Origin of the sequence: Histidinibacterium aquaticum (genome assembly GCF_008710275.1) — a bacterium.
GTDB lineage: Bacteria > Pseudomonadota > Alphaproteobacteria > Rhodobacterales > Rhodobacteraceae > Oceanicola > Oceanicola aquaticus.
In genome coordinates this window covers 173,835-198,843 of sequence record NZ_VYQE01000006.1, presented here as the reverse complement: position 1 = coordinate 198,843, position 25,009 = coordinate 173,835, and the positions used below count along the sequence as shown (strand labels likewise).

Below are 25,009 nucleotides of genomic sequence, written 5' to 3'. Positions count from 1 at the left end.
ATGGTCCGAACCAAACAGGTCGGGGAAGACAGTCTCTGGAACACGATGAGCGGCTCACAGGCGGAGGATCTCCCGCGTGTTCCGCAGACCGCCGAAGACGTCGCGACGCAGATCCAGAGCTTCATCATTTCGCAGGACCTGAGCGAAGGTGCGCGGCTTCCGTCAGAGCGGGACCTCGCAGGCATTCTCTCGACCAGCAGGCCGACGCTCAGGCAGGCGATCCGCATCCTCGTGGTGAAGGGGCTGGTCGAATCGCGGCGCGGCTCGGGGACCTATGTCACCCGACGTCCGCAGGAGAGCCTCGCGGCCTCCGTCCACCTGATGCTCGACCTCGATCTGGAGTCCGTCCAGCACCTGAACGACCTGCGCCTCTGGCTCGAGACCATGGGCATCGTGCAGGCGATCGAGCGGGGCACCGAGGCGGAGATCGCCGAGGTCGAGGAGTCCCTCGAACGCCTCAACGACAGCACCGGGAACGTCTCCGCCTGGATGAGCGCCGACACCCATTTCCACTCGGCGATCGTGCGGGCGGCGCACAATCCCTACCTCACCTCGATCTTCGAGAGCGTGCACACGACGCTTATCGAGTACGAGTACAAGAGCTGGATGGACGAGGGCACGGTCCCGCGCTGGCTGCGCAAGACGGAGGCCGCCGCGGTGACGGCGATCCACCAGCCCATCGTCACCGCCCTCAAGGCGCGCGACGAAGAGGCGGCGCGCATCGCCGTGCTTCACCACCACTACGTCATGGCCCAGCACCTGAGCGCCAGCCGGCCTGCTTGACGCAAGGTCTTTGGCCGGCAGGTGTCATCCGACACAGATCGTCAGGAACAGCAGCGGAGGCGGCGGGTTTTCGGGGTATCGCAACCACCGGAAAGCTGCATGACCAAAATCGCTGTCATAGGATATAACGATTTCACGTCGGATTACCTTGCCGACACCGTGGGCAAGCGGGAGCACGTCGACTTCGTGCCCGGCCTCTACCGCGAAGAGACCATCATCGAGGAGAGCGGGTTCCCCTTTGAGGACCGGCTCGACCTCGCAGAGCGTCGGGTCCGCGAGAGCGGCGCCACCGGCGTCATGACCTACTGGGACTTCCCCTCGTCCGTCATCGCGCCGTTCCTCGCCAAGCGTATGGGCTTTCCATATGCCAGCGTCGAAGCGGTCATGAAGTGCGAGCACAAGTACTGGTTCCGGCAGGAGCAGGCGAAGGTGCTGGATACGCCCGGGTTCTGCTCGTTCGATCCCTTCGCCGACGATCCCCTGAAGCAGATCACGCTGGACTACCCCTTCTGGGTGAAACCCGTGGTCGGACACTCCTCCATGCTGGGCTTCGAGATCACGAGCGCCGAGGACTTCGAGGCCGCGCTGGAGGAAATACGCCGCGACATCGGCGAGCTGACCCAGCCCTTCGACTATCCCCTGAAGCATACCGACCTGCCGCAGGAGTTGGTCGAGGGCGGCCCGACGCTCTGCATGGCCGAAGAGATGATCTCGCAGGGGGACCAGTACACGATCGAGGGCTACGTCCACGAGAACGAGACGGTCGTCTACGGCACCGTCGCCTCGATCCGCGAGGAGAACGGCCACACCTTCAACCGCTACCAGTACCCCGCGTCGGTCGACGACGAGGTCTCCAGGCGGATGAACGAGATGGCGGCCAAGATCATCCGCCAGATCGGTTACGACAATTGCCCCTTCAACATGGAGTTCTTCCATGATCCCGAGACCGACACGCTGAACGTGCTCGAGATGAACTCCCGCCTGTCGCAGTCGCACTCCCATCTCTTCGACAAGGTGGACGGGCAGCCGCACCAGACCATCGCCGTCGAGCTGGCTCTGGGCGAGACGCCGCAATGGCGTCGCCGGGGGGGCAAATTCGACATCGCCGCCAAGCATTTCGTGCGCGTTCAGGAAGACGGCGTGGTGCGTCGCATCCCGCACAAGGAGGATTGTCAGCGCCTGCACGAAGAAATGCCGGATATCGTGGTGGACTCCAACGTCTCTGAAGGCGACCGTCTGAGCGAGCTGCCCGAGCAGGAGAGCTACAGCTACGAGCTGGCCGACCTCTTCATCGGGGCGAAGGACGAGACGGAGCTGCTGAAGAAGTACGAGCGAGCGAAGGAAGTCCTTCCCTACGAAATCGACTGACCCGGGGGAGTGATCCCATGAGCATCCGCGAAGAGTTCCCGCATCCCATCGAGGAGGCGCGCCACGTCGAGATTCCGCTGAAGGACGGCACCCGTCTTGCGGCGCGGATCTGGCGGCCGCAGGGATCGGAGCAACGGCCCGTTCCGGCGGTGCTGGAATACATTCCCTACCGCAAGAACGACCGGACCGCGCAGCGGGATTCGCTGATGCATCCCTATTTCGCGGGTCACGGCTACGCCTCGGTGCGCGTGGACATCCGCGGAAGCGGCGACAGCGAGGGGATCCTGCCCGACGAATACACGCAACAGGAGCTCGACGACGGCGTCGAGATTCTCCAGTGGCTCGCCGCGCAGGAGTGGTGTTCGGGCAAGGTCGGCATGATCGGCATCTCCTGGGGCGGCTTCAACGGCCTGCAGCTCGCCGCCATGCGCCCTCCGGAGCTGGGAGCCGTCGTCACCGTCTGCTCCACCGACGACCGGTACGCGGACGACGTCCACTACATGGGCGGCTGCATGCTCGGGGATAACATTTCCTGGGCGGAACAGATGTTCGCCTACAATGCCATGCCGCCGGACCCGGCCTATGTCGGAGATCGCTGGCGCGACATGTGGATGGAGCGGCTGGAGGCCAACGAGCCCTGGCTGCTGACCTGGATGGAGCACCAGCATCGCGACGATTACTGGAAGCACGGCTCGATCTGCGAGGACTGGTCCAAGGTCACCACGCCGATCATGGCCGTCTCGGGCTGGGCGGACGGCTATTCCAACTCGGTCTTTCGCCTGTTGAAGAACCTTCCGGGGCCGCGGATGGGCCTCGTGGGGCCCTGGAGCCATCGCTACCCCCACATCGGCGTGCCCGGGCCCGCCATCGGGTTCCTGCAGGAATGTCTGCGCTGGTGGGATCGTTGGCTCAAGGACATCGATACGGGCGTCGAGCGCGAACCGATGCTGCGCGCCTGGATGCAGGACAGCGTCGCGCCCACGCCGAGCTACGAACACCGGCCCGGTCGCTGGGTGGGCGAGGCGGAATGGCCCTCGCCGCGCGTTGAGGCGAGCCATTGGCGTCTCGCGGCCGGCGGTCGCCTGCTGACCGAGGAGCAGGCGCAGGCCGACGGACCGGATGCCTCGGCCAACCTCAACGAGCAGCCCTTCATCTCCATCAAGTCGCCGCTCTCTACCGGTCTCTTCGCCGGCAAGTGGTGCTCCTACTCCGCGACGCCGGATCTGCCGCACGACCAGCGGCAGGAGGACGGCGGGGCACTCGTCTTCGACAGCGACCGTCTGCAGGAGGACATCGAGATCCTGGGCGCCGCCGAACTCGAGATCGAGTACGAGGTCGACAAGCCCGTCGCCATGATCGCCATCCGGCTGTCGGACGTCGACGAGGACGACCGCGCGACGCGGATCACCTACGGGGTGCGCAACCTCTGCCACGACGGGGGGCACGAGCACCCCGAACCGATCGTGCCGGGCGAGCGCCGCCGGGCGAAGATCAAGCTCAACGACATCGCGCAGAAGTTCGCGGCAGGGCACCGGATCCGGGTGGCGATCTCGACGAGCTACTTCCCGATGACCTGGCCCGCGCCCGAACACTTCAAGCTGAAGGTCTTCACGGGCAACTGCCGCCTCTCACTGCCGGTGCGTCCGGCCGATCCAGCGGACGACGAGATCAGCTTCGCCGAGGTCGAGACGGCGCCGCCTCACGAGGTGACGCAGCTGGAGATGGGCGACCACAACTGGACGGTGCTCTACGACCTCGCGCGGGACACCCATACGCTGACGGTGACCGACGACAGCGGTACGGTCTACATGGAGGACGCCGATCTGGAGCATGCCGACAGCACGGTGGAATCCTACTCGGCCGCCTCCGACGACTACAACTCGCTGCGGGCGCAGACCCGGACGGAACGAACGGTCAAGCGAGGCGACTGGGATTGCATCACGCAGACACGGATGCTCCTGACCTCGGACAAGGAGTATTTCGTCCTCCGTGCCGAGCTCGACGCATGGGAGGGCAAGACCCGGGTCTTCAGCCGGAACTGGCACCGCAGGATCAAGCGCCACTGCGTCTGAACCGAGAGGGCCGGGGGACATGAGGATCCCGGCCCAAGCCACTTGTCCAAAAGCGAAAACCGCCCGCGGAACTGCCGGCAGGTGGTGACGTCTCATCGCGGGGGGGAGTGGTGGGCGACCCAGGAATCGAACCTGGCATGGGTCTCCCCGGCGGAGTTACAGTCCGCTGCCGCACCTTGCAGCTCGTCGCCCTGAATTGGGCGCGGGATAGCTGCGGGTGAAAGAGGCGTCAAGGCGATTTTCCCATCTGTCTTGCGCCCGCCGCCGCAGTCGCCCATGAGGGCTGCCGGAGGGCCGTTGCCATGAAGAAACCGACCTGGGTCGTCGACAAGGAACGCAAGAAGCGTGCCGCCGCGCGGGAGACCGTCTGGCTCTTCGGGCTGCATGCGGTCCGCGACGCGCTGCAGAACCCGCGGCGCGAGCGCCTGCGCCTCGTGCTGACCAAGAACGCCCACGACAAGCTCCGCGCTGACGTCGAGGCGGCCGGCATGACGCCGGAAATCAGCGATCCGCGCAAGTTCGCCGCGCCGCTCGATCCCGGTTCCGTCCACCAGGGCGCCGCGCTGGAGGTGAAGCCGCTCGACTGGGGCTCCGTCGAGGAAGTCTGCGCCGACGGCGGCTGGGGCGCGCCCCGTGTCGTCCTGCTCGACCGGGTCAGCGATCCGCACAACGTGGGCGCCGTCCTTCGGTCCGCCGAGGTCTTCGGCGCGCGCGCCGTGATCGGCGTGCAGCGACACTCCGCTCCCGAGACGGGGGCCCTTGCCAAGACAGCCAGCGGCGCGCTGGAGCGGCAGCCCTACCTGAGGGTGCCCAACCTCGCCGCCGCCATGGAGACCCTGCGCGGCATGGGCTACGTCCTGGCGGGCCTTGCCGGCGAGGCGGAGGACGAGATCGGCCCCGCATTGTCGGAGCACCGAGACCGGGCCGTCGCCCTGGTCCTCGGGGCCGAGGGGCCGGGACTACGGGAAAAGACGCGCGAGACCTGCGACATGCTGGTGCGGATCGGCCCCGAAAGCGACTTCGCCTCTCTCAACGTCTCCAACGCGGCGGCCGTCTCCCTATATGCCTCCAGAGGCTAGGAGGGGACATGGACGAGAAGATCGCGACCTGCTGCTATTGCGGCTCGCGCACGGCACTCGTGCTGCGCGGCCAGAGCCGGCACGAGCTGTCCTGCGCGAACTGCGGGGCACCGCTGCACGACATGAAACGGCTCAGGGCGGACGCGACCAGGTCGGCGAAGAGCCCCAAGCCGGTCCGGCCCGCGCATCCGGACCAGCACTGGGGATCCGGCCAGTCCCACGACGCCTGGCGCGGCCGGAAGTCGAAGAAAAAGAAGAAGAAATCGTTCAAGCGCAAGGCGCTGGGCGAGCTATGGGACTTCGTCGAGGACATCTTCGACTAGGACGCCCGGCGCGGCGGCGCGTCTGAAACATATATCAGACCCGCGTGCGGCGCGCCGATTGCCCCTTCCGCAGGGGCAGGCGGGTCCCCATCCTTCGGGCAGACCATACCCGGAGCTCCGCCATGGATCGTCGCCGCCTTCTGACCCTCGCCCTTGCCGCGCCGGCGCTTCTGCCGGCGACACGGCTCATTGCCGCCGAGCCGGAGATCTTCTCTGTTTCCGGTCAGGCCATCCGCGGGATCGATCCCGTCGCCTACTTCCAGCAATCCGCCCCCGTCTCGGGAGGGGCCGACATGCTGATGTGGAAGGGCGCGACCTGGGCCTTCTCCAGCGCGGACAACCGGGCCGCCTTCGAGCGCGAACCAGAGCGCTGGGCGCCCGCCTACGGCGGTTACTGCGCCTGGGCGGCTGCGCAGGGCTACCTTGCGCCGACCGTCCCGGAGGCCTGGACGGTCCACGACGGCAGGCTCTATCTCAACGCCTCGCTGCGCATACGCGACCGTTGGCTTCGGGACGTCGAGGGCAACATCGCCCAGGCCGACATGAACTGGCCCGGCCTCGTCGGCTGACGCCGCATTCACAAGCGCTTGACAGGATCTGTCAGGGAGTCCCTGCGTCACCCATATCTGCCCTCTAGATACGCGACACGGAACAAGCGCGTGTCTTTCACTGTCCCTCGTTCCAGACCTGCGCCCTTGGCTTTTCGCCTAGGGCGCTTTTTTGTGGGCACCATGGAATATTCGGACGAACTCATTCGCAACGTGCTGACCCGCGTGAAGACCATTGCCGTCGTCGGCGCCTCTGCCAAGCCGATCCGGCCGTCTCACGGGGTCTCGGCCTACCTGCAGCACCGCGGCTACCGGGTGATCCCGGTGAACCCGGGCTTGGCCGGGCAGGAACTCCTCGGAGAGACCGTTTACGGCTCTCTCGGCGAAATTCCTGGCCAGGTGGACATGGTCGACGTCTTCCGCCGGTCCGAGGCGGTCTCCGGAATCGTCGACGATGCGCTCGAGCGCTGGCCGGACCTGCCCGTCATCTGGACTCAGCTCGGCGTGCGCGACGATGCTGCCGCGCAACGGGCCGAGGACCGCGGCGTCACGGTGATTCAGGACCGCTGTCCCAAGATCGAGATCGCCCGCCTCTTCTAGTGGGCGATGGCCTCTTCGCGGACGAACATGTTGGCCCAGGCGCGGTCCACCAGTTCCGGTGTCATCTGGTAGGGGATGCCCTCGAACTCGCAGATCGAGATCATCTGGTCGATGAGGAAGACCGGCTGGTAGTTCGCGTAGTTGTGGTCGATCTGCGGGTACTTGTTGTTGAGCAGGTGCAGCAGCGCTTTCTCATCCAGCGGCATCTTCTTTTTCTTGGCGATGAGCGCGAAGATCTTGAGGAAGTCCTCCTGGCTCGGGCCGTCGATCTTGATCTTGAAGAAGATCCGCCGCAGCGCCGCCTTGTCGAAGATCTCGTTCGGGTGGAAGTTGGTGGAGAAAATCACGAGCGTGTCGAAGGGCACCTCGAACTTCTCTCCTGACTGGAGGGCGAGGATGTCCTTGCTCTCTTCCAGCGGGACGATCCAGCGGTTGACCAGCGACTGCGGCGGTTCGGCCTGGCGGCCGAGGTCGTCGACGATGAAGACGCCGCCGGTGGACTTGAGCTGCAGCGGCGCCTGGTAGGTCCGCGCCGTCGGGTTGTAGACGAGGTCGAGCATCGACAGCGACAGCTCGCCCCCGGTGATGACGGTCGGACGTTCACACTTGACGTAGCGCGTGTCGTAGCGGCCCGAAGTGCGGCGGAGCGAGTTCGGGTCGTCGAGGTCCTGCTCGGCGGAGGTATGGACGATCGGGTCGTAGACCGTGATCACCTGGCCCGAGTACTCGATGGCGCGCGGCACGAAGATCTTGTCGCCGAGCGCGTCGCGGATGCCGTTGGAAATCGAAGACTTACCGTTGCCGGGGGGGCCGTACATCAGGATCGAGCGACCCGAGCCCACGGCGGGGCCGAGCTGATCCATGAGCTGCGGCGGCAGGATGAGATGACCCATCGCCTGTGCCAGACGCTCCCGCGTCATCTGGATGTTGCGGATCGACTGCCGCTCCACCTGCGTGCGGTAGACCTCCAGCGGGACGGGCATCGCGCCGAAATACTCGGACTGCTTGAGCGCATCGAGCGCACGGGCCTTGCCGCTCTCGGTGAGCTGGTAGTCCATCTCGTTGTTCACGGCCGTCGCCTTGAGCGTGCCCATCGCCTCGATGAGGCCCTGGCTGCGGCCCATGTCGACCAGTTCCTGCGTGACGGCGGGTGGCAGGCAGACGGCCTCGGAGAGCGCCCGGACCTGGCTCAGTGTCTTGCGGAACATGGTCTTGAGCAGAATGTCCCGCATCATCACCAGCGGGATCTGCATGCCTTCCAGCGTCTTCGGCGGCGCCGGCTCCATGACCGTGGCGGCTTGAATGTTCATCGCTGTCGGCCCCCGTTCCTGCTCTCTTTCTGTGGCCCGGATGCCAGCCGCGCGACCGCAGACCGGCCGGCTGACCCGGAGCCTTTGCTCCGGTTTGAGTGGCTGACTAATGTGACCAAAAAATGGATAAAGACATTCAAGAGGCGGGCATGTTGCGACCCAATGCGATCCAGCTCGGAGGCCTGATCCTCCTCATCATCGCCGTCTTCGGCGGAGCGTCGCTGCTGCCCGATCACTTTGCCATCACCTTGCACGAAGGGGACGCTCTGCACCTCGCCGACATCGTCCTGCGGCTCGCGGAGGGGCAGGTGCCGCATGTCGACGTGATGACCCCCATCGGCGGATTGGCCTTCTGGCCCATCGCCTGGCTCGTCCAGGCTGGCTTCGGCCTCGGGCAGGCCTTTCTATGGAGCCAGGTGATCGTGGCCCTCGTGCTCGCGCCGGCGATCTGGTGGGTCGCGGTCACGCGGCTGCCGCGCGGCGCGGCGCTGCTCTTCGTCGCCTCCGTCCTATTCCTGCTGCTGGCGCTGGTGCACGGCGGCACGGACCAGGCGATCTCACCCTCTATGCACTACAACCGCTGGGGTTGGGCGCTGACCTTCATCGTCGTCGTGGCCTCGGTCATCGCGCCGCTCGACCGCGGGACGGCGACGGTCGACGGGCTCGTCATCGGCCTCAGCATGGCGGCGCTTGCGCTGATCAAGGTGACCTACTTCGGGGCCTTCTCGATCCCGGTCATCATCGCACTGCTCCGCACCGGGCAGAGGCGGGTGCTCTGGATCGCGTTGGCTACCGGGCTGGCGGTTGCGCTACTCGTGACGGTGCTCCTGGGGCCCGGCTACTGGGCCGCATATATCGAGGATCTCCGCACCGTGGCCGCCTCGGAGATCAGGCCGCAGCCGGGACTGCCGATCGAAGGCGTGCTCACCGCGCCGCTCTACCTGGGCGCCTCATTCGCTCTCATTGCCTCCGTCGTCTTTCTCCGGCAGGCCGGGGCTGAGGCCGAGGGCCTCGTGCTGCTGCTGCTCGCGCCCGGTTTCGTCTACGTCGCCTTCCAGAACTTCGGGAACGATCCCCAGTGGCTGATGCTGCTGGCCGTCCTGCTTCTGGCCTACCTGCCCAAGGCAACCGAGGGGCGGAACATGGTCGGCCTCACGCATCGGGCCGCCCTCGGGGGCACGGCGGCGGTGGCCCTCGCGCTTGCGGCGCCCAACATCGCCAATCTCGCCTTCTCGCCGATCAAGCATCTCGCCGCAGACACAGAGGAAGACCTGCCGCTGATCCCGGGCGCGGGCCGGCACGAGGACATTCTCATCTCCAGCGTCCGGTCGCGGAGAACGGACCTCGTGGTGCCGCTCGACGCCCCCGAGCTGGGGCTTCCGGCCCTCCGCGACGAGGAGCAGCGGGAGGATCCCATCGGCTTCCTCGGCGAGACGCGGGCCCACTGCGCCCTGGAGAACGGTCTCGTGGCGGTGCTCGAGGCCGTCGTCCGGGACCTCGAGGAGGCGGGCTACGAGGGAACGCGCATCTTCGGGGCGGACCTGCTCTCGCCGCTCTGGCTCTACGGCGACCTGGAGCCGGTGCCCGGCGCGGCGCCCTGGTACTACGGGCGGCTCTCGGGCTTCGACGCCTCGGAGTTCCTGCTGATCCTGACCTGTCCGCTGACGCCGCGGGTCCAGTCCATCATCCTTTCCGAGATCATGGAGCGCGACACCGAAGAGCTCACCGAGGTCCGCCGCACGGCGCTCTACACGCTCTACCGCATCGGCGAGGGGGAAGAGGCTCCCGTCCCGCCAGCGCCCGGCGACGCGGCTGAAAACTCTGCGGAGGCAGATGTACCGCGCGGGGCCGACGAGGACGGCTAACCGCCGCTCGCGATGATGATCAGGTAGGCCGAGAGCGCCGCGCCGAGCGGCAGCCCCATCGGAAAGCGCTTGCCGGAATCCCAGCTTTCCCATTCGGGTGCGAGCCGCCGCAGGGCAGTGGCGCGTGCCAGGCGGTGGGCGGCGAACCCGGCCAGTCCGCAGGCCGCGAGCAGGTAGAAGACCTCTGCGACATCCGAGAGCGCGACGAAGGGCGCGCCCGCCGCTAGGAACTTGGCGTCGCCCGCACCGAGCGCTCCCCGGGCGTTCAGCAGCGCCCCGATCACCAGGACCACCACCAGGTGCAGCCAGCGCCAGAGATACTCCGACAGGGGAAAGAGCAGGGCGCCCCCGAGCGCATAGACGACGACGAGCGCCGCGACGGCCTGGTTCGTGATCCGCATCTGCTTCATGTCGGTGAAGGCGACATAGAGGCAAATCGGCACGACAACGGGCGCGAACCACGCGGCGGCGGTCGCCTCGGCGGTCATCTCTCTCAGTTCGCGACGTTCGCTTCGAGGGCACGCAGGGAGCGGACGGCTTCCTCGAAGTGCTGCGGATGGGTGTCGATCGCCTCCTGCAAAAGGCCGCGCCCGATGGCGACGTCGTTCTGCTTGATGGCCGTGAGACCCAGCGTGTGAAGCAGCTGCGCCCGTTCGGTCTGGCTCATCGGAACGACCGGCAGGTCGTAATTCCGCTGCGCGCCGCGGGCCAGCATCAGGTTGTTCTTGGCGGTGAACATCGTGCGATCGTTGCGAATGGCCTCGAGGAAGAGCCGTTCGGCCCCGGCGGCGTCGCCACGCGTCAGCTTGGAGTAGCCCCAGTTGTTCAGCACGCCCGCCGGGGTCGTCGTCAGGCCGGCGGCGATGTCGTAGAAGGTGTCGGCGTCCTGCCACTCCTCGTTGCTGTCGGCGACCATGGCCTCCAGCCGGTAGCGGCGATAGGTCTCGTGCGTGGGCGGAATGCCGTCGAGGACGCTTTCCGCGTCTTCCCACCGGTTCGAGCGGATGAGGGCGTCCGCGTAGTCCACCCGGTCCTCGTCCCCGGCGCCAGGTGTCGAGAGCACGCGCTCCCATGCGGCGCTGGCCTCCTGCGGACGGTCCGCGCGGACCAGCGACTTTGCCAGCCCACGTTGCAGGTCGATCCGGCCCGGATCGTTCTCGACTGCGCGGGTGAAGTAGTTCACCGCCTCGCCGGGATCGCCGACGGTCAGCATCACGTCGTTCAGGTTCGTCTCGTCGACGACGTTGAGATCCTGGATGGCTCGATTGACCTCGGCCTCGCCCGAACGCTCGCAGGCCGACAGCCCGACGACGCCCACGACGAGGGCCACGAAACACTTGGTCTGACGCATGTACCTGCACCTCTGACTGCTCGACGTGCTTCGGTCCGGAAGCCCGGTCTTTGCGCCGGGTCAGGGGTCTTCGCGCGTCAGAAGGAACTGTCCGCCGCCGCGCTGCACCAGCCTGAAGTCACTTGTGTCCTCGGAGTCACTGTAGCCGGGGTCGTCAAGTTTTGCGAGCGCCAAACGGAGGTTGTCGCGAATCACGAGCGATTCGCCGTTCGACGTTGCAAAGGCGCGACGGAAGATCTGGGCGGCCTCTCCGGTCTGACCCTGCTCCATGAGGATCACGCCCAGGTTGTTCCAGGCCTCGGCGAAGTCGGGCTCTTCCTCGACTGCACGGCGCAGGAGGTCCTCGGCCTGGTTCAGCCGCCCGAGCCGCAGGTTGGCCGAGCCCAGCGCCGAGAGCGTGTCGGCGTTGAACCCCTGGTCGCCCGCCGCGCGCGTGAAGGCATCGAGGGCCAGCTCGTATTGCCCGGCGGCCATCAGCCGGTGCCCGACAACGAGTTGATCCTCGGTGTCGCCCCGCTGCGCGAGTCCGGGGGCATAGACACGATCCGCCTCGCCCGAGCCTCCGCAGGCGGAGAGCGCGACGAGACCGGCGATGAAGAGAGCGAAGCGCATGTCTGCCCGAAATGACCTCGGCGGGACTCTGACCGCAGCCCGGGTCGCGTGCAAGGCTCAGACTAGTTCCGACTTCAGGCTCTCGAGGTAGCCGGGCAGGGCGCGGTCGGCGATATCGGCCTCGCGCACCAGCTTGTCGAAGTGGCGCGTCATCGTGCGCACGCGCTCCGTGTCGCGGAAGACCAGGTAGTTCGACCCGATGTAGATCACCGCCAGAAGGGGGCCGAAGACGGTGACCGGGGCCGAGAAGAGCCGGCGCGCGTCGAAGAGGAAGAGACGCATCGACGGGAAGAGCTGGTCGACGAGAGCGGACATGTGCTCGAGCTGCGCGGCCCGGACCTCTCTCGGGATGCCGGCGTAGTAGCCCGTGCCGGCGACGAAGGCGCGGATCTCGTGCTCGGGCAGGCAGATCTCGTAGTCGGACTGGGCCGCACGCATCCAGTTCAACCGGTCCTCGGACGCACCGATGGCCTGCTGCGCGGTGCGCCCGAGCGCGGCCTCGTATTCCCAATGCAGCATCTCGGTCGTCTTCAGCATGTCGGGCAGCCCGGCGGGGACATGGCGGATCTTGTAGCCCTCCGCCTCCCGGTGCCAGGCGAAGATCTGTTCGTCCACGAGCGCCCGGGGCGCCTTGGTCATGGACATGGCCAGCGCCGCGAGATCCGCCGCCCGCTCGGGGCGGTGGGACAGCCCGAGCAGCCAGTCGGTCGAGACCCCGAGGATCGCCGCGCACTGGGCGGCGACATGGGCGTTTGGCAATCTCGCCCCGGGCTTCAGGAGCTGGCTGACCGTCGAGCGGTCCACGCCCGCCTCCCGCGCAAGGTGCGCCTGGCTGACCCGCCGCTCCGCCATCGCCTCCGCGAGGCGATCCCGGAAGAGCGCGGATCTCTCTCGTTTGTCGATAATTGTCACCATTAAGCGGATATTATCACTTCTGAGGCCTTTTGTGGACCAGATACAGTCTGGCGCCAAGCCGCGCCCTCGCATCAAAAGAAGGGTATAAATTACAGTACTTTGGAGGACACATGGAAACGCGGACCCGGTCCGTCGTAAAGGCCGTGCTGTGGACGCTGCTCGGTCTCGTCGTGATGTCGATCGTCGGCTTCATCGCCACCGGCTCTGCCCTGACGGGCGGCGCGATGGCCCTCGCCAACGCCACGCTCGGCTTCCTCAGCTACCTGATCTACGAGCGGGTCTGGGCCAATATCTCCTGGGGCCGTGTCGATGTCTGACCGGCGACCCGTGGAATGGCCGACCCTCGGATTGCTGGCCGCGACCTATCTCGCCTGGGGCCTCGGCCTCTTCTGGCTCGCCACCGTATCGCTCTGGCTCGCGGTGCCCGTCGTCGCCGTCGCGGCCGCGCTGCATTCCTCGCTCAGTCACGAGGCGATCCACGGCCATCCCTTCCCGAACGAACGTGTCAACGCCGCGCTAGTCTGGCTGCCGCTCGCGCTCTTCGTCCCCTACCTGCGGTTCCGCGACACGCACCTGGCGCACCACCGCGATTCCATCCTGACCGATCCCTACGACGACCCGGAGAGCAATTACCTCGACCCCTCGCGCTGGGACCGGATGCCGCTCTGGGCCCGGCTCCTGCTGCGGGTGAACAACACGCTCGCGGGGCGGATGCTGATCGGGCCGATCGTCGGGCAGATCGCCTTTATGGCGCAGGACTGGAGCCGCCGTCGCGATGCGCGGGTGCGGGCCGGGTGGCTGTGGCACCTGCCGGGCATCGCTGTCCTCGCTGTCATCGTTGCCCTGTCGCCGATGCCTCTCTGGGCCTACCTCGTCGCGGCCTACATCGCGCTCGGGCTCCTCAAGATCCGGACTTTCCTGGAGCATCAGGCGCATGAGAAGGCGCGCGCCCGCACGGTGATCATCGAGGATCGCGGCCCGCTCGCGCTGCTCTTCCTCAACAACAACCTCCACGTCGTTCACCACATGCATCCGCGCGTGCCCTGGTACCGGCTGCCGCAGGTCTACGCCCGCAACCCGGGACGCTACCTCGCGGTGAACGAGGGGTATCGATACCGCTCCTACGCTGAGGTTTTCGCGCGGTATCTCTGGCGCGCCAAGGACCCGGTGCCGCATCCGCTCTGGCGCAGCCCGCAGGGGTAGGCGATAGGGGCGCATGGAGCCTTGGATCTTCGTGACCCTCGGCGCGGCGTCGGCACAGACGCTGCGCTTCATGCTGCAGAAGCGGCTGGCCTCCGGCACGCTCACGGCCGCCGGCGCCACCTTCGCGCGCTTCGTCTGGTCGGCCCCGCTCGTGGCCGTCGCCGCCGTCCTATACGGCGCGGCGAGCGGGCAGGGGCTTCCGGTTCCGGAGGCGGGCTTCTGGCCCTACGCGCTGATCGGCGGCATCGCCCAGATCCTTGCGACGATCTGCACCGTCAGCCTCTTCAAACACCGCAACTTCGCCGTCGGAATCACGTTCAAGAAGACGGAGGTCCTTCTCTCGGCCCTCGTCGGGATCGTGGTGCTGGGAGAGGCGATCTCCTGGGGGGCCTTCTGGGCGATCTGCCTCGGCCTCGTGGGCGTGCTGCTGCTTTCCCGCACGCCGGGGCTGGCGCAGGCGCGGTTCTGGAACCGTGCGACGGCGCTCGGCCTGGCCTCCGGCCTCGGCTTCGCGATCTCGGCGGTCGGCTACCGCGGCGCGACGCTCGGGCTGGCCTCCGGCGACGCGCTGCTGCGCGCGCTAGTCACTCTCGCCTGCGTGACGGCGGCGCAGACCCTCATCCTGGGCGCCTGGCTGCTCTGGCGCGAGCGCGGAGAGGTGGGCCGCGTCCTGCGCTCCTGGCGGGTGTCGGGGCTCGTCGGCATCACCTCGATGATCGGCTCGGCCTGCTGGTTCACGGCCTTCGCCATGCAGACGGTCGCCCTGGTGAAGGCTGTCGGCCAGGCGGAGCTGATCCTCTCGGCGCTGGTCTCGGTCCTCGTCTTCGGAGAGCGCATCACCCGGACCGAGGGCCTCGGAATGATCGTGCTCGGCGCCTCCATCGTGGCCCTCGTCCTCGTCACCTGACCCGTTTCGCGAGCCGCGCGAGCGCCGCCTCCTCCGCGCCGTCCCGGTAGAAGGGGACCCGGTCCGATGGCCCGCGCCGCAGGACCGCGCGGACCTCTTCCAGAACGAGACGGGTGATACCGGGCAGCTCCAGCCGGTCGGCCTCGGCGAGCGGGACCCAGTGGAGGCCGGTCAGCTCGTCCTCCGCACGGGAAAAGTCGTCGGGGTCGGAGACCAGCGCCTCGGCCTCCGCCAGGAAGAAGCGCGCGTCGAAGCGGCGGGGCCGGCCCGGGGGAGTGACCGCCCGGGCGACGAAGCGGAGGGCGGAGGCGTCCGGCCGGTGCCCGGTCGCGGCAAACGCACGCCAGCCGGGGGGCGCGTCCCAGTCGCCCGGTCGTCCGAGCATCTGGCCGGTCTCTTCCCAGAGCTCCCGGATCGCCGCCGCCGCGAGGGCCTCCGGCGTGGCCGCGCTCTCTTCGGTCAGACGGTCGCTATTGGACAGTAGACCGGCGAGCGGCACCCTGTCGTCGCCGGGGTCCACGGCGCCGCCCGGAAAGACCCACTTGGACGGAAGGAACACCGCGCTGGCACCGCGCCGGCCCATCAGCACGCGCGCGCCGTCGCGCACGAGGATCACGGCCGCCGCATCGCGGACAGGGACGGGGACCGCCTCAGGCGGTCTTGCCAAAACCGTGCATCCGCTTGGCCCACTGGATGCCCACGACGAGCCCCTTCAGGCGCGGCAGCAGGTAGAGCGAGAGCGCCACGCAGCCGACCGTCAGGATCGTCGCCATCACCAGCGGATCGGGCCGGAACTGGGTGAAGAGGACGTGGATCACCGGCGCCATGAGGTGCCCGACGACAAGGATCGTCAGGTAGGCCGGCCCGTCGTCGGCCCGATGATGGCGCAGCTCCTCCGCGCAAACCGGACAGCTGTCCGAAACCTTGAGGTAGGTTTCGAACATGGGACCCTGGCCGCAGTTCGGACACTTCCGGCGAAAGCCGCGCCACATCGCGGGGCTCGCCGGACGGTCCGGTCCCTCTTCGTCGTGGCGGGTCTCTTGGCTCATGGCACGTCCTTCGAAGTCGGCCCCGGTAGGCGGGGCTGTCCTGCGCAAGGTGGGAGGACGGAGGCGATTAGGGAAGGGGACAGATGGCTCTTGCGTCGGCTTGTCGCAAAACCCCGCCGTGGGGGAGAGGTTTTTTCGGTCGTCCGCGACGGAATCCCGGGCACGGCCCGTTCAGGGAGGGACTTCGGCACTGGGCCGGAGCAGAGCCAACACGCCGAAAGGATCCTCCCATGACCTTCAAGACACCTCTTCTGATCGCAGCCCTCCTGGCGGGCGTCGCCGTGCAGGGGGCGCAGGCGCAGGGCTTCGGCCCCGCCGACCGCCCGGATTTCGCCGAGCTCGACACCGATGGCGACGGCGCCCTGAGCGAGGACGAGCTTCGCGCGCCGCTGATGGATCGCTTCGCGGAGGCCGACGCCGACGGTGACGGCAGCCTGACCGCCGAAGAGATGGTGGCCGCCGCCGAAGCCGCGCGCGCCGAGCGCCTGGCCGAGCGGATGGAGCGCCTCGTCGCGCGTCTCGACGCGAACGGCGACGGCGTTCTCCAGGCGGAGGAGTTCACGACCCCCGCGCCACGTCCCACTGCCTTCGAGCGGCTCGACCGCGACGGGGACGGGGCGGTGTCCGAGGACGAGTTCTCTTCGCTGTCCGAGCGGTTCGCCGGGCGGGAGCACGGCCCTCGCCACGGCGGCCCGCGGTTCGGCCGTCACTGATGCGCTCCCGGCGGCGCGCCCTCCCGCGCGCCGCCGATGGACGCCGTCCGGGACTAGGGACTATGCCGGGGAGCGATGAGCGACGGTGCGACGGATCAGGGAGGCGGCGCGTCCTCCGACGCCGACCTGATGGCGGCCTACGCCGACGGGGACCTCTCCGCCGCGCGCAGCCTCACGGCCCGCCACGCCCCGCGCGTCCTGGCGCAGGCGCAGCGGATGCTGGCGGACCGGGCCGAGGCGGAGGACGTGACGCAGGAGGCGATGCTCCGGCTCTGGCGGCAGGCGCCCAGCTGGCGCGCAGAGGCGCGCGTCTCGACCTGGCTCTACCGGGTCGTGGCCAACCTCTGCACCGACCGCCTGAGGGTGCGGGGCCGGGGCGTCGCCCTCGAAGCGGTGCCCGAACCGGAGGACGGCCGGCCGACGGCGGCCGACGACATGCAGCGCCGCGACCGTCTGAAGGCCCTGTCGACCGCGCTCGCCACCTTGCCGGAGCGGCAGGCGCAGGCGGTGGCGTTGCGCCATCTCGAGGGGCTCTCCAACCCGGAGATCGCCCGGATCATGGACATCGGCGTCGAGGCGGTCGAGAGTCTGACCGCCCGGGGCCGGCGCGCCCTCAGCGCGGCACTCGCCGCCCGGCGCGAGGAATTGGGGTTCACCGATGACTGAACCGGAAACCGACGAGCTCGACATGCTCTTCGCGGAGGCGCGGGAGACGCGGCCCGACGTGTCGGCGGCGCTGACCGCCCGCATCGTGGCGGACGCCGCCGCCGAGATGCCCCGGCGCACCGGCCGGGCGGAGGCCGCGCCGTCGCTCTGGCGGGCGCTCGGCGGCTGGGTCGGCGCGGGAACGCTCGGCGCGGCGACGCTCGCGGGCGTCTGGATCGGGCTGGCGGCACCGTCGGCGCTCTCCGGGGTCACGGGCGGTCTCCTGGGCGAGCCCGTGGTCGTCTCGCTCTTGCCCGAGAGCGATCTCCTTCTCGACGCGGAGGGATAGGAATGGCCAGACGTCCGGGCCGCGGGCTGCGTATCGCACTTGTCGTTTCGCTAGCGTTCAATCTGTTGATCGTCGGGATCGTGCTGGGCCACGGCCTGTCGGGACGGCGCTTCGCGCCTCCGCCCCGGGTGGAGTTCAGCGCCGGGCCGCTGGGCCGCGCGCTCGCGCCGGAGGACCGCCGCGCCATCGCGGGCGAGCTGCGCCGCAACGAGGCCGTTCGTGTCCCCGGGCCGGGCGACAGGCGCGCGGAGATGCAGCGGCTCGCCGCGATCCTGGAGACCGAGCCGTTCGACCCCGAGACCCTCGCCGCGCATCTCGAGTCCCAGCGCCATCGGGGTGCGGATGTGATTTCCGCCGCGCAGAGGGTTCTCGTCTCTCACATCTCTTCCATGGAGCCCGCCGCCCGGGCGCAGCTCGCAACGCGCCTCCGCGAGGTGGCCTTCCGTCGCGGCCCGTCCGGTCGCGGCGACTGACCTCTCAGGCCGCGGAGAGGCTCACGGTGTTGCGCCCCGAGTTCTTGGCGGCATAGAGCGCGGCGTCGGCCCGGCAGAGCAGCGCGTCGATGTCTTCACACGGCGACCCGTCGCAGTTCCCCAGCGCGACCCCGATCGACATCGTCACCCGAACGGGCATCCGGGTGCCAGGGACGGCGATGCGCATCTCCTCGATCAGATGGCAGAGCCTCTCGGCCGCGTGTTGCGCCACCGCCGCCGAGGTGTCCGGCATCGCCACGAGGAACTCCTCTCCCCCGATCCGCGCCACGAGATCGACGGAGCGCACGTTGATCCGCAACCGGTCCGCCACGGCCTTGAGGACCGCGTCGCCGGCCGCGTGGCCCCAGCGATCGTTGATCTGTTTGAAATGGTCGATGTCGAGCACCATCATCGCGAAGCTGCGCTTCTCCTCGCGGCCCCGGTGGCAGAGGTGGGCCAGGTGCGATTCCGCGTAGCGGCGGTTGTGCAGCCCGGTCAGCGGATCGGTGACCGCCGCTTCGAGTCCCGAGGCAACCGTCGCGCGCAACGCGTCCTGCTGGCGCTTCCGCCTGAGAAGGGTCCGCACGCGGTGCGCGAGTTCCTGGAGGCCGACGTCGTGACAGACCAGGTCGTCGGCCCCGAGGTCGAGGACCATGCCCGCCATGCCCTCCGACCCGCGCGGCAGGATCACGAGCTGGGCGGCAAACCGGCTGGCCGATCGGGCGCGCAGGTCGGCCACGAGGTGAAAGATCTCCGCCCGGAAGGTTCGGTCGTCCAGGCAGGTGGCATCGATGAGGTAGATGTCGGTCGCCGACCGCGTCGCCAGGGCGTCCTCCGGCGCTAGGATGTCGACCGGACCGGGCAGGGCCCTCGCCACGGACTCGGCCCTTCGCCGTCCCTCGGCGGTCGCCGGGACGACGAGCGATATCCGCTCCGGCCCCTCGAAGCCCGCCGGCGGCTCGGAAAAACCGAGAGCGCGGGCGGTCTCCTCCCGCAGGGCAAGCTCGGCCTCGGTATCGCGGATGCGCAGCAGCGACCGGATCCGGGCGAGGAGCAGGACATCGTGGATGGGCGTCGTCATGACCTCGTCCGCGCCCGCGGCGAACCCGGCGAGGCGCGCGTCGGGGCTGTCGAGCCCGCCCATGGCGACGATGGGGACGCCCGGGGCTCCGGGGAGGGCGCGAACGTCCTGCAGGATCGCGAGATCCTCGGGGTCGCCCGCGCCGCAATCCACAAGCACCAGGTCCGGCCGACGGGCCGCCATGGACCGGGCAGCGGCGGAGAGGGAGGCGGCGACCTCGACGTCGTAGCGCGCGGCCAGCAACCTGACCTTGAGGACGATGCGGTTGGTGACCGCACCGTCCAGAATGAAGATCCTCGCCGACATGAGTGGTCCTTTCCATGCACTCGCTCCGCGCCCGCTGGAACTGTCGGCCGGAGAGGTTAAAAAAGGGTTCTCATCCTGTTAGGGGAGTCCGATGAACGCCGACCGTGCAGAAACCGTCGCGATCCTGGCCCTGGGATGGCTCGCCTCGAACGATGAGCTTGGCCCCGTTTTTCTGGGGTCTACCGGAGCCTCGGCCGAGGACATGCGCCGTGGCGCGACCGATCCCGCGTTCCTGGCCTCCGTGCTGGAGTTCCTGACGATGGACGATGCCTGGGTGACCGCCTTTTGCGATGCGACCGGCGTAGGCTACGACGAGCCACTGCGCGCCCGCTACACCCTGCCGGGCGCCGAGCAGGTCCATTGGACCTGAGCCGGACGGACCCCATGGAGCTCGAGGGGATCGTCTTCGACAAGGACGGAACGCTCTACGACTTCAATGCGACCTGGGGCGCCTGGACGCTCTCGATGCTGAGAGAGGAAACCGGAGGCGACCCCGCCACGGTCGAGGCCCTGGCCGAGATCCTGGGATACGACACCGCCCGCCGCCGGTTTCGGAAGGACAGTATCGTCGTCGCCCATACCATCGCCGAGGTCGCCGACACGATCCTGCCGCTCCTGCCGCATGCGCGGCGCGGCGACCTGATCGCGCGGATGGATGCCCGGGCGGCCCGGGCGCCGCAGGTGGAGGCGACCGATCTCGTCCCCTTCCTGACGAACTTGCGCGACCGCGGACTGCGGCTCGGCGTCGCCACGAACGACAGCGAGGGTCCCGCCCGCGCGCATCTCGCGGCCTCGAAGGTCGAGGACCTCTTCGACCTCGTGGTGGGCGCCGACAGCGGGCACGGACACAAGCCAGGTCCCGGCCAGCTCCTGGCCTTCTGCGACGCGACGCGCCTCGATCCCGCGCGGGTGGCGATGGTGGGCGACAGCACGCATGACATGATGGCGGGACGCGCCGCCGGCATGACCTGCATCGCCGTGCTCACCGGGCTTGCCTCGGAGGCGGACCTCGCGCCGCATGCCGACCTCGTCCTGCCCAATATCGCCCAACTGCCCGGCCTGCTGCACACGGCCGGCTGATCCCGCCGGGCCGAATGCGACGCGGCCCGTCGCAATCCGCCATTCCCAGAAAGCCCCGGGCGACGCAGACTGGGCGGATCGAAGGAGATCCGCATGGACGACCAGCGAGAGCCGCGCAGGCGCAGGGCCGGGGGCCGGGCCGGGACAGCCGCCAAGCGCGGGACCGGGCGGGGCCAGCCCCCGTGGCGGCTCGTCGAGAACCTGGACCGGCCGACGGAGCCGCTGACGCCAGAGGGCGTGCAGGCGATCCACGAGGGCGCACTGCATATCCTGTCCGAGATAGGTATCGATTTCCTGAACGACGAAGCGCTCGCACTCTTCCGGCAGGCGGGCCAGAGTGTCGAGGGCCAGACGGTCCGGCTCGATGCGGACTTCGTGACGGAGATGGTGGCCAAGGCGCCCTCCGCCTTCACGATCACCCCGCGCAACCCGGACCGCGAAATCCGCGTGGGCGGGACCTCTCTCGCTTTCGGCAACGTCTCCTCGCCGCCGAGCTACTGGGACCACGCCACCTGGCGCAAGATACCGGGGAGCCGGGCTCTCTGCGCCGACCTCCTGAAGCTCTCGCAGCACTTCAACTGCATCCATTTCATCGGTGGCTACCCGGTCGAGCCGGTGGACCTCCACCCTTCGCTCCGCCACCTCGACGCGATCTCCGACAAGCTCGTGCTGACCGACAAGGTGATCCACGCCTATTCCCTTGGGCCGGAGCGCGTGGAAGACGCGATGGAGATGGTCCGGCTGGCGGGCGGGCTCTCGGAGGCGGAGTTCGAGGCGACTCCGCACATGTTCACCAACATCAACTCGACCTCGCCGCTCAAGCATGACTGGCCCATGATCGATGGCTGCCTGCGCCTCGCGCGGCGCAACCAGGCCATCGTCGTCACGCCTTTCACCCTGGCCGGCGCCATGGCCCCGGTCACCATTGCGGGCGCCGTGACGCTCTCCGTGGCCGAGGCGCTCTCGGCCATCGCGCTCTTCCAGTACGTCCGGCCGGGGGTGGCCTGCGCCATGGGCACCTTCACCTCGAACGTGGACATGAAGTCCGGCGCGCCCGCCTTCGGGACGCCGGAATACATGAGGGCGACGCAGATGGCGGGACAGATGGCGCGCTTCTACGGATTGCCGCTCCGGTCCTCGGGCAGCTGCACCGCCAACGTCCCAGACGGGCAGGCCATGTGGGAAACGTCGAACGCGCTCTGGGCCGCGGTGCAGTCGGGGACGAACCTCGTCTACCATGCCGCGGGCTGGCTGGAGGGCGGGCTTGTGGCGAGCCCCGAGAAGTTCGTCATGGACTGTGAGGTGATCCAGATGATCCAGCGGTACATGGAGCCCGCGCTAGTCGCCGCGGGTCCGGAGGAGATCGCGCTCGACGCCATCGCGGAAGTGGGCTCCACCGGACACTATTTCGGCGTCTCCCATACACGCGCCCGCTACGAGACGGCGTTCTATCAGCCGATCGTGTCGGACTGGCGCAACTTCGAGGCCTGGGCCGCGGACGGGATGCACTGGACCGCCTCGCGCGCGCATTTGCGGGTGCAGGAGATCCTCGCGGAGGTCCCTGCGCCGCTAATCGAGGACTCGGCACGCGGCGCGCTGGAGGACTTCGTGGAGCGCCGGCGTGCCGAGGGCGGGGCGCCTACGGACTTCTGAACCGCGCTGCGCCTGTCGGACTGGCGGAAATAATGTCGTTCTTTCAGCCGGATACGGCCCGCTCTCGCTTGAGTGCACAAATTCGTCAGATCTCCTGAAACTGATCTGCCTTCCGCTACGTGCCTTGGTCATACGCCGCCGGGATGAACCCGGTGCGTGACGACAGTTGAAACAGGAGAGACCCATGAAGACGACGATCTTTGCCGCTGCCACCGCTGCCGCTGCCCTTATCGGCTCCGCCGCCGTGTCCCAGGACAACCCGATGGTCGGCGGCGCGCCGATGATGGCCGACATGACCATCGTCGAGAACGCGTCCCAGGCCCCGAACCTGACCACGCTCGTGAGCGCCGTGCAGGCCGCCGAGCTCGTCGAGACGCTCTCGGGCGAAGGCCCCTTCACCGTCTTCGCGCCCACCAACGCGGCCTTCGACATGATCGCCGACGAGTCGCTCCAGACCCTGCTCGCGCCCGAGAACCAGGCCGCGCTGCAGCAGGTTCTGACCTGTCACGTCGTGGGCGCCGAGGCCTTCTCGACCGCCATCGCGGGCATGATCGCCGACGACGGCGGCGTGCACCCGATCGAGACCGTGGGCGGCTGCACGATGGAAGCCTACATGGAAGGCGGCATGATCATGCTGCGTGACCCGAACGGCCGCGTCGCCACCGTGACCACCGCGGACGTCGACCAGTCGAACGGCGTCGTGCACGTCATCGACCGCGTTCTCCTTCCCGCCGGTTATGCCGGGTAAAACATCCGGACATCCGTCCTGATGAGCGGCCGTCCCTAGGGGCGGCCGCTTTTCGTTCCGGCGTCCAGAAGCGGATAAATGTCCGATTACGGGACATGGACAGGTGAGCAGCTGCGGACGCTCGTCCAGGTGCTCAAATCAGCCCCGCGAGGCCTTCTCGTCGATCCCGCTCGTCCCCTCGCGCCGGGTGAGCTCGGACTCGATGTCCTCAAGCGTCACGTCCCGCGAGGCACACATGACCAGCAGGTGGTAGAGCACGTCCGCCGCTTCTTCCGTGAGTCGCGCCCGGTCTCCCTTCACCGCCTCGATCACGGCCTCGACCGCTTCTTCCCCGAACTTCTCGGCGGCCTTCTCGGGCCCTTTGGCCAGCAGCTTCGCCGTCCAGCTCTCGTCCGGGTCGGCTCCTTTCCGGGCGGCGATGGTCTCGGCCAGGCGGTAAAGGCTCATTGCATCCTCATCGGTATGCCCGCCGCGGCCATGTGCGCCTTGGCCTCGGCGATGGTGTAAGTCCCGAAGTGGAAGATCGACGCGGCGAGGACCGCCGAGGCGCCCCCGTCCCGCACGCCTTCGACGAGATGATCGAGCGTCCCGACGCCGCCGCTGGCGATGACCGGCACCTCCACCGCATCCGAGATCGCGCGGGTCAGCGCGATGTTGAACCCGGCCTTGGTCCCGTCGCGGTCCATCGAGGTCAGCAGGATCTCCCCCGCGCCCTTCTCGACAGCTGTCCGGGCAAAGGTCACCGCATCGATGCCGGTCGGCTTGCGGCCCCCGTGCGTGAAGATCTCCCAGCGTCCGGGAGCGACGGTCTTGGCGTCTATCGCGCAGACGATGCACTGGCTCCCGAACCGCATGGCGGCCTCGGTCAGAACGTCCGGGTTCGCGACCGCGGCGGAGTTGAAGCTCACCTTGTCCGCGCCCGCCAGGAGCAGGTTGCGCACGTCCTCGACCGTCCGCACGCCGCCGCCGATGGTCAGCGGCATGAAGCAATGCTCCGCCGTCCGGGTCGCGAGGTCGTACATCGTGCCGCGGTTCTCGTGCGTGGCGTGGATGTCGAGGAAACAGAGCTCGTCCGCTCCGGCGGCGTCGTAGACCCGCGCCTGTTCGACGGGATCGCCCGCGTCGCGCAGGTCGAGGAAGTTCACGCCTTTCACCACGCGCCCGTCGGCGACGTCGAGGCAGGGAATGATGCGGGTTTTGAGCATGGCGCAGGGTTAGCCGGGATCGGGGCAGGGGGGAAGGGTCAGCCCAGCAGGTCGAGCGCCTCTCGCAGGTCGAGCGCCCCGTCGTAAAGCGCCCGGCCCGAGATCGCGCCGGAGATCACGCCCGTGGCCTTGAGCCGCTCCAGGTCCGCCAGCGACGACACGCCGCCGGAGGCGATGACCGGAATGCTGACCGCGCGGGCCAGCGCCTCGGTCGCCGGGATGTTCGGCCCGCCCATCGCGCCGTCCCGGTCGATGTCGGTATAGACGATGGCGGCGATGCCCGCGTCCTCGAAGCTGCGTGCCAGATCGGTGACCTGATGCTCGGTCTCTTCCGCCCAGCCCTTGGTCGCGACACGTCCGTTGCGGGCGTCGAGCCCGACGGCGACCTGCCCCGGAAAGGCCTTCGCCGCCTCGCGCACGAGCTCCGGCTTCTCCACCGCGACCGTTCCGAGGATCACGCGCGACAGGCCCTTCTCCAGCCAGCGCTCGATCGTGCCCATGTCGCGGATGCCGCCGCCGAGCTGTGTCGGGATCTCTACCGACTCGAGGATCCGTTCGACCGGTGCGGCGTTGACCGGCTCGCCCGCGAAGGCGCCGTTGAGATCCACCAGGTGCAGCCACCGCGCGCCGGCCTTGGCAAAGGCCAGGGCCTGCGCCGCGGGATCGTCGTTGAAGACCGTCGCCTGCTCCATCTCGCCGCGAAGCAGGCGAACGGCCTGGCCGTCCTTCAGGTCGATGGCGGGGTAGAGGATCATGGGCGCACTCCTTTCG

General features: G+C 68.4%; 30 protein-coding genes and 1 tRNA gene. 19 read left to right on the top strand and 12 right to left on the bottom strand.

The window, feature by feature from the left end; all coding sequences use genetic code 11:
* The 3 genes from F3S47_RS17665 to F3S47_RS17655 all read left to right on the top strand — a co-directional run bounded on the left by F3S47_RS17665 (window position 1) and on the right by F3S47_RS17655 (window position 4,223).
* On the top strand, window positions 1-783 hold the full coding sequence (locus F3S47_RS17665) for a FadR/GntR family transcriptional regulator (RefSeq protein WP_223877872.1): 783 nt from the start codon (window positions 1-3) through the stop codon (window positions 781-783).
* A gap of 99 nt (window positions 784-882) precedes the next feature.
* Complete coding sequence (locus F3S47_RS17660) at window positions 883-2,151, top strand: ATP-grasp domain-containing protein (protein WP_150446633.1); 1,269 nt, start codon at window positions 883-885, stop codon at window positions 2,149-2,151.
* Window positions 2,152-2,168: 17 nt separating this feature from the next.
* Complete coding sequence (locus tag F3S47_RS17655) at window positions 2,169-4,223, top strand: CocE/NonD family hydrolase (protein ID WP_150446632.1); 2,055 nt, start codon at window positions 2,169-2,171, stop codon at window positions 4,221-4,223.
* 108 nt (window positions 4,224-4,331) lie between these two features.
* Here F3S47_RS17655 and F3S47_RS17650 read toward each other — a convergent pair.
* Window positions 4,332-4,415: transfer RNA gene (locus tag F3S47_RS17650), tRNA-Tyr, on the bottom strand.
* Window positions 4,416-4,525: 110 nt separating this feature from the next.
* Here F3S47_RS17650 and rlmB point away from each other — a divergent pair.
* The 4 genes from rlmB to F3S47_RS17630 all read left to right on the top strand — a co-directional run bounded on the left by rlmB (window position 4,526) and on the right by F3S47_RS17630 (window position 6,773).
* Entirely contained in the window at window positions 4,526-5,302 is a 777-nt protein-coding gene (rlmB, locus tag F3S47_RS17645) for a 23S rRNA (guanosine(2251)-2'-O)-methyltransferase RlmB (protein WP_150446631.1), read from the top strand.
* Between the two features lie 8 nt (window positions 5,303-5,310).
* The gene (locus F3S47_RS17640; RefSeq protein ID WP_150446630.1) at window positions 5,311-5,625 is read left to right on the top strand and encodes a hypothetical protein; all 315 of its coding nucleotides are present in this window, start codon (window positions 5,311-5,313) and stop codon (window positions 5,623-5,625) included.
* A gap of 122 nt (window positions 5,626-5,747) precedes the next feature.
* The gene (locus F3S47_RS17635; protein ID WP_150446629.1) at window positions 5,748-6,194 is read left to right on the top strand and encodes a YHS domain-containing (seleno)protein; all 447 of its coding nucleotides are present in this window, start codon (window positions 5,748-5,750) and stop codon (window positions 6,192-6,194) included.
* Between the two features lie 162 nt (window positions 6,195-6,356).
* Window positions 6,357-6,773 carry a CoA-binding protein gene (locus tag F3S47_RS17630; protein ID WP_150446628.1) on the top strand — a complete coding sequence of 139 codons (417 nt, stop codon included), beginning with the start codon at window positions 6,357-6,359 and terminating at the stop codon, window positions 6,771-6,773.
* Here the strand turns inward: F3S47_RS17630 and F3S47_RS17625 are convergent.
* Window positions 6,770-8,083 carry a P-loop NTPase family protein gene (locus F3S47_RS17625; protein ID WP_150446627.1) on the bottom strand — a complete coding sequence of 438 codons (1,314 nt, stop codon included), beginning with the start codon at window positions 8,081-8,083 and terminating at the stop codon, window positions 6,770-6,772. The genes F3S47_RS17630 and F3S47_RS17625 overlap by 4 nt on opposite strands.
* A gap of 149 nt (window positions 8,084-8,232) precedes the next feature.
* On the opposite strand from F3S47_RS17625, the gene F3S47_RS17620 reads away from it, so the two are divergent.
* Complete coding sequence (locus tag F3S47_RS17620; RefSeq protein ID WP_150446626.1) at window positions 8,233-9,948, top strand: glycosyltransferase family 87 protein; 1,716 nt, start codon at window positions 8,233-8,235, stop codon at window positions 9,946-9,948.
* Here the strand turns inward: F3S47_RS17620 and F3S47_RS17615 are convergent.
* From F3S47_RS17615 to F3S47_RS17600, 4 genes are read right to left on the bottom strand one after another with little or no spacing between them, the layout of a single operon-like run.
* Window positions 9,945-10,436, bottom strand: coding sequence for a prepilin peptidase (locus F3S47_RS17615; protein WP_150446625.1), 492 nt, complete (start codon window positions 10,434-10,436; stop codon window positions 9,945-9,947). The genes F3S47_RS17620 and F3S47_RS17615 overlap by 4 nt on opposite strands.
* 5 nt (window positions 10,437-10,441) lie before the next feature.
* Window positions 10,442-11,299: a tetratricopeptide repeat protein gene (locus F3S47_RS17610; protein ID WP_150446624.1), complete on the bottom strand. Its 858-nt coding sequence runs from the start codon at window positions 11,297-11,299 to the stop codon at window positions 10,442-10,444.
* A gap of 60 nt (window positions 11,300-11,359) precedes the next feature.
* On the bottom strand, window positions 11,360-11,911 hold the full coding sequence (locus F3S47_RS17605; protein ID WP_150446623.1) for a tetratricopeptide repeat protein: 552 nt from the start codon (window positions 11,909-11,911) through the stop codon (window positions 11,360-11,362).
* Window positions 11,912-11,968: 57 nt separating this feature from the next.
* Window positions 11,969-12,826: a helix-turn-helix domain-containing protein gene (locus F3S47_RS17600; RefSeq protein WP_150446622.1), complete on the bottom strand. Its 858-nt coding sequence runs from the start codon at window positions 12,824-12,826 to the stop codon at window positions 11,969-11,971.
* A 110-nt stretch (window positions 12,827-12,936) separates the two neighbouring features.
* Here F3S47_RS17600 and F3S47_RS17595 point away from each other — a divergent pair, with 110 nt between their 5' ends.
* Genes F3S47_RS17595 through F3S47_RS17585 form a run of 3 tightly spaced genes read left to right on the top strand, consistent with a single transcriptional unit; the run spans window position 12,937 to window position 14,936 of the window.
* Window positions 12,937-13,143 (top strand): DUF2061 domain-containing protein, encoded by a 207-nt coding sequence (locus F3S47_RS17595; protein WP_150446621.1) that lies wholly within the window; start codon window positions 12,937-12,939, stop codon window positions 13,141-13,143.
* Window positions 13,136-14,029, top strand: a complete 894-nt coding sequence (locus F3S47_RS17590; RefSeq protein ID WP_150446619.1) for a fatty acid desaturase — start codon at window positions 13,136-13,138, stop codon at window positions 14,027-14,029. The genes F3S47_RS17595 and F3S47_RS17590 overlap by 8 nt, the downstream gene beginning before the upstream one ends.
* A gap of 13 nt (window positions 14,030-14,042) precedes the next feature.
* Entirely contained in the window at window positions 14,043-14,936 is an 894-nt protein-coding gene (locus F3S47_RS17585) for a DMT family transporter (protein ID WP_150446618.1), read from the top strand.
* Here F3S47_RS17585 and F3S47_RS17580 read toward each other — a convergent pair.
* Together F3S47_RS17580 and F3S47_RS17575 are read right to left on the bottom strand one after the other, a co-directional pair.
* Window positions 14,929-15,603, bottom strand: coding sequence for an NUDIX domain-containing protein (locus F3S47_RS17580; protein WP_150446617.1), 675 nt, complete (start codon window positions 15,601-15,603; stop codon window positions 14,929-14,931). The two genes, F3S47_RS17585 and F3S47_RS17580, sit on opposite strands and share 8 nt — an antisense overlap.
* Window positions 15,587-15,985, bottom strand: a complete 399-nt coding sequence (locus F3S47_RS17575) for a DUF983 domain-containing protein (protein WP_150446616.1) — start codon at window positions 15,983-15,985, stop codon at window positions 15,587-15,589. The genes F3S47_RS17580 and F3S47_RS17575 overlap by 17 nt, the downstream gene beginning before the upstream one ends.
* A gap of 230 nt (window positions 15,986-16,215) precedes the next feature.
* Between F3S47_RS17575 and F3S47_RS17570 the strand changes: the two genes are divergently transcribed.
* The 4 genes from F3S47_RS17570 (at window position 16,216) to F3S47_RS17555 (ending at window position 18,165) form a co-directional block, all read left to right on the top strand.
* The gene (locus tag F3S47_RS17570; RefSeq protein WP_191090235.1) at window positions 16,216-16,698 is read left to right on the top strand and encodes an EF-hand domain-containing protein; all 483 of its coding nucleotides are present in this window, start codon (window positions 16,216-16,218) and stop codon (window positions 16,696-16,698) included.
* Window positions 16,699-16,773: 75 nt separating this feature from the next.
* On the top strand, window positions 16,774-17,364 hold the full coding sequence (locus tag F3S47_RS17565) for an RNA polymerase sigma factor (protein ID WP_150446614.1): 591 nt from the start codon (window positions 16,774-16,776) through the stop codon (window positions 17,362-17,364).
* The gene (locus F3S47_RS17560) at window positions 17,357-17,692 is read left to right on the top strand and encodes a hypothetical protein (RefSeq protein ID WP_150446613.1); all 336 of its coding nucleotides are present in this window, start codon (window positions 17,357-17,359) and stop codon (window positions 17,690-17,692) included. The genes F3S47_RS17565 and F3S47_RS17560 overlap by 8 nt, the downstream gene beginning before the upstream one ends.
* Before the next feature lie 2 nt (window positions 17,693-17,694).
* Window positions 17,695-18,165 (top strand): periplasmic heavy metal sensor, encoded by a 471-nt coding sequence (locus tag F3S47_RS17555; RefSeq protein ID WP_150446612.1) that lies wholly within the window; start codon window positions 17,695-17,697, stop codon window positions 18,163-18,165.
* Window positions 18,166-18,169: 4 nt separating this feature from the next.
* On the opposite strand, the gene F3S47_RS17550 is transcribed toward F3S47_RS17555, so the two are convergent.
* Window positions 18,170-19,552, bottom strand: a complete 1,383-nt coding sequence (locus tag F3S47_RS17550; protein ID WP_150446611.1) for a diguanylate cyclase — start codon at window positions 19,550-19,552, stop codon at window positions 18,170-18,172.
* Window positions 19,553-19,643: 91 nt separating this feature from the next.
* Between F3S47_RS17550 and F3S47_RS17545 the strand changes: the two genes are divergently transcribed.
* The 4 genes from F3S47_RS17545 (at window position 19,644) to F3S47_RS17530 (ending at window position 23,033) form a co-directional block, all read left to right on the top strand.
* Window positions 19,644-19,922: a DUF3572 domain-containing protein gene (locus F3S47_RS17545; RefSeq protein ID WP_150446610.1), complete on the top strand. Its 279-nt coding sequence runs from the start codon at window positions 19,644-19,646 to the stop codon at window positions 19,920-19,922.
* Window positions 19,923-19,936: 14 nt separating this feature from the next.
* Entirely contained in the window at window positions 19,937-20,632 is a 696-nt protein-coding gene (locus F3S47_RS17540) for an HAD family hydrolase (RefSeq protein WP_150446609.1), read from the top strand.
* 93 nt (window positions 20,633-20,725) lie between these two features.
* The gene (locus F3S47_RS17535) at window positions 20,726-22,285 is read left to right on the top strand and encodes a trimethylamine methyltransferase family protein (RefSeq protein WP_150446608.1); all 1,560 of its coding nucleotides are present in this window, start codon (window positions 20,726-20,728) and stop codon (window positions 22,283-22,285) included.
* A 184-nt stretch (window positions 22,286-22,469) separates the two neighbouring features.
* Window positions 22,470-23,033 carry a fasciclin domain-containing protein gene (locus F3S47_RS17530; protein ID WP_150446607.1) on the top strand — a complete coding sequence of 188 codons (564 nt, stop codon included), beginning with the start codon at window positions 22,470-22,472 and terminating at the stop codon, window positions 23,031-23,033.
* Between the two features lie 138 nt (window positions 23,034-23,171).
* Here F3S47_RS17530 and F3S47_RS17525 read toward each other — a convergent pair whose 3' ends face one another.
* Genes F3S47_RS17525 through hisA form a run of 3 tightly spaced genes read right to left on the bottom strand, consistent with a single transcriptional unit; the run spans window position 23,172 to window position 24,993 of the window.
* A complete protein-coding gene (locus F3S47_RS17525) occupies window positions 23,172-23,480 on the bottom strand; it encodes a phosphoribosyl-ATP diphosphatase (RefSeq protein WP_150446606.1) in 309 nt (102 codons plus the stop codon).
* Window positions 23,477-24,238 (bottom strand): imidazole glycerol phosphate synthase subunit HisF, encoded by a 762-nt coding sequence (gene hisF, locus F3S47_RS17520; protein WP_150446605.1) that lies wholly within the window; start codon window positions 24,236-24,238, stop codon window positions 23,477-23,479. The genes F3S47_RS17525 and hisF overlap by 4 nt, the downstream gene beginning before the upstream one ends.
* A 38-nt stretch (window positions 24,239-24,276) precedes the next feature.
* Complete coding sequence (hisA, locus tag F3S47_RS17515) at window positions 24,277-24,993, bottom strand: 1-(5-phosphoribosyl)-5-[(5-phosphoribosylamino)methylideneamino]imidazole-4-carboxamide isomerase (protein ID WP_150446604.1); 717 nt, start codon at window positions 24,991-24,993, stop codon at window positions 24,277-24,279.
* Between the last annotated feature and the right edge of the window lie 16 nt (window positions 24,994-25,009).

Bases quoted from the DNA above. Each gene is read 5' to 3' on its own strand.
- F3S47_RS17665 (WP_223877872.1), top strand. From the start codon at position 1: ATGGTCCGAACCAAACAGGTCGGGGAAGACAGTCTCTGGAACACGATG.
- F3S47_RS17660 (WP_150446633.1), top strand. From the start codon at position 883: ATGACCAAAATCGCTGTCATAGGATATAACGATTTCACGTCGGATTAC.
- F3S47_RS17655 (WP_150446632.1), top strand. From the start codon at position 2,169: ATGAGCATCCGCGAAGAGTTCCCGCATCCCATCGAGGAGGCGCGCCAC.
- rlmB (WP_150446631.1), top strand. From the start codon at position 4,526: ATGAAGAAACCGACCTGGGTCGTCGACAAGGAACGCAAGAAGCGTGCC.
- F3S47_RS17640 (WP_150446630.1), top strand. From the start codon at position 5,311: ATGGACGAGAAGATCGCGACCTGCTGCTATTGCGGCTCGCGCACGGCA.
- F3S47_RS17635 (WP_150446629.1), top strand. From the start codon at position 5,748: ATGGATCGTCGCCGCCTTCTGACCCTCGCCCTTGCCGCGCCGGCGCTT.
- F3S47_RS17630 (WP_150446628.1), top strand. From the start codon at position 6,357: ATGGAATATTCGGACGAACTCATTCGCAACGTGCTGACCCGCGTGAAG.
- F3S47_RS17625 (WP_150446627.1), bottom strand. From the start codon at position 8,083: ATGAACATTCAAGCCGCCACGGTCATGGAGCCGGCGCCGCCGAAGACG.
- F3S47_RS17620 (WP_150446626.1), top strand. From the start codon at position 8,233: ATGTTGCGACCCAATGCGATCCAGCTCGGAGGCCTGATCCTCCTCATC.
- F3S47_RS17615 (WP_150446625.1), bottom strand. From the start codon at position 10,436: ATGACCGCCGAGGCGACCGCCGCCGCGTGGTTCGCGCCCGTTGTCGTG.
- F3S47_RS17610 (WP_150446624.1), bottom strand. From the start codon at position 11,299: ATGCGTCAGACCAAGTGTTTCGTGGCCCTCGTCGTGGGCGTCGTCGGG.
- F3S47_RS17605 (WP_150446623.1), bottom strand. From the start codon at position 11,911: ATGCGCTTCGCTCTCTTCATCGCCGGTCTCGTCGCGCTCTCCGCCTGC.
- F3S47_RS17600 (WP_150446622.1), bottom strand. From the start codon at position 12,826: ATGGTGACAATTATCGACAAACGAGAGAGATCCGCGCTCTTCCGGGAT.
- F3S47_RS17595 (WP_150446621.1), top strand. From the start codon at position 12,937: ATGGAAACGCGGACCCGGTCCGTCGTAAAGGCCGTGCTGTGGACGCTG.
- F3S47_RS17590 (WP_150446619.1), top strand. From the start codon at position 13,136: ATGTCTGACCGGCGACCCGTGGAATGGCCGACCCTCGGATTGCTGGCC.
- F3S47_RS17585 (WP_150446618.1), top strand. From the start codon at position 14,043: ATGGAGCCTTGGATCTTCGTGACCCTCGGCGCGGCGTCGGCACAGACG.
- F3S47_RS17575 (WP_150446616.1), bottom strand. From the start codon at position 15,985: ATGAGCCAAGAGACCCGCCACGACGAAGAGGGACCGGACCGTCCGGCG.
- F3S47_RS17570 (WP_191090235.1), top strand. From the start codon at position 16,216: ATGACCTTCAAGACACCTCTTCTGATCGCAGCCCTCCTGGCGGGCGTC.
- F3S47_RS17565 (WP_150446614.1), top strand. From the start codon at position 16,774: ATGAGCGACGGTGCGACGGATCAGGGAGGCGGCGCGTCCTCCGACGCC.
- F3S47_RS17560 (WP_150446613.1), top strand. From the start codon at position 17,357: ATGACTGAACCGGAAACCGACGAGCTCGACATGCTCTTCGCGGAGGCG.
- F3S47_RS17555 (WP_150446612.1), top strand. From the start codon at position 17,695: ATGGCCAGACGTCCGGGCCGCGGGCTGCGTATCGCACTTGTCGTTTCG.
- F3S47_RS17550 (WP_150446611.1), bottom strand. From the start codon at position 19,552: ATGTCGGCGAGGATCTTCATTCTGGACGGTGCGGTCACCAACCGCATC.
- F3S47_RS17545 (WP_150446610.1), top strand. From the start codon at position 19,644: ATGAACGCCGACCGTGCAGAAACCGTCGCGATCCTGGCCCTGGGATGG.
- F3S47_RS17540 (WP_150446609.1), top strand. From the start codon at position 19,937: ATGGAGCTCGAGGGGATCGTCTTCGACAAGGACGGAACGCTCTACGAC.
- F3S47_RS17535 (WP_150446608.1), top strand. From the start codon at position 20,726: ATGGACGACCAGCGAGAGCCGCGCAGGCGCAGGGCCGGGGGCCGGGCC.
- F3S47_RS17530 (WP_150446607.1), top strand. From the start codon at position 22,470: ATGAAGACGACGATCTTTGCCGCTGCCACCGCTGCCGCTGCCCTTATC.
- F3S47_RS17525 (WP_150446606.1), bottom strand. From the start codon at position 23,480: ATGAGCCTTTACCGCCTGGCCGAGACCATCGCCGCCCGGAAAGGAGCC.
- hisF (WP_150446605.1), bottom strand. From the start codon at position 24,238: ATGCTCAAAACCCGCATCATTCCCTGCCTCGACGTCGCCGACGGGCGC.
- hisA (WP_150446604.1), bottom strand. From the start codon at position 24,993: ATGATCCTCTACCCCGCCATCGACCTGAAGGACGGCCAGGCCGTTCGC.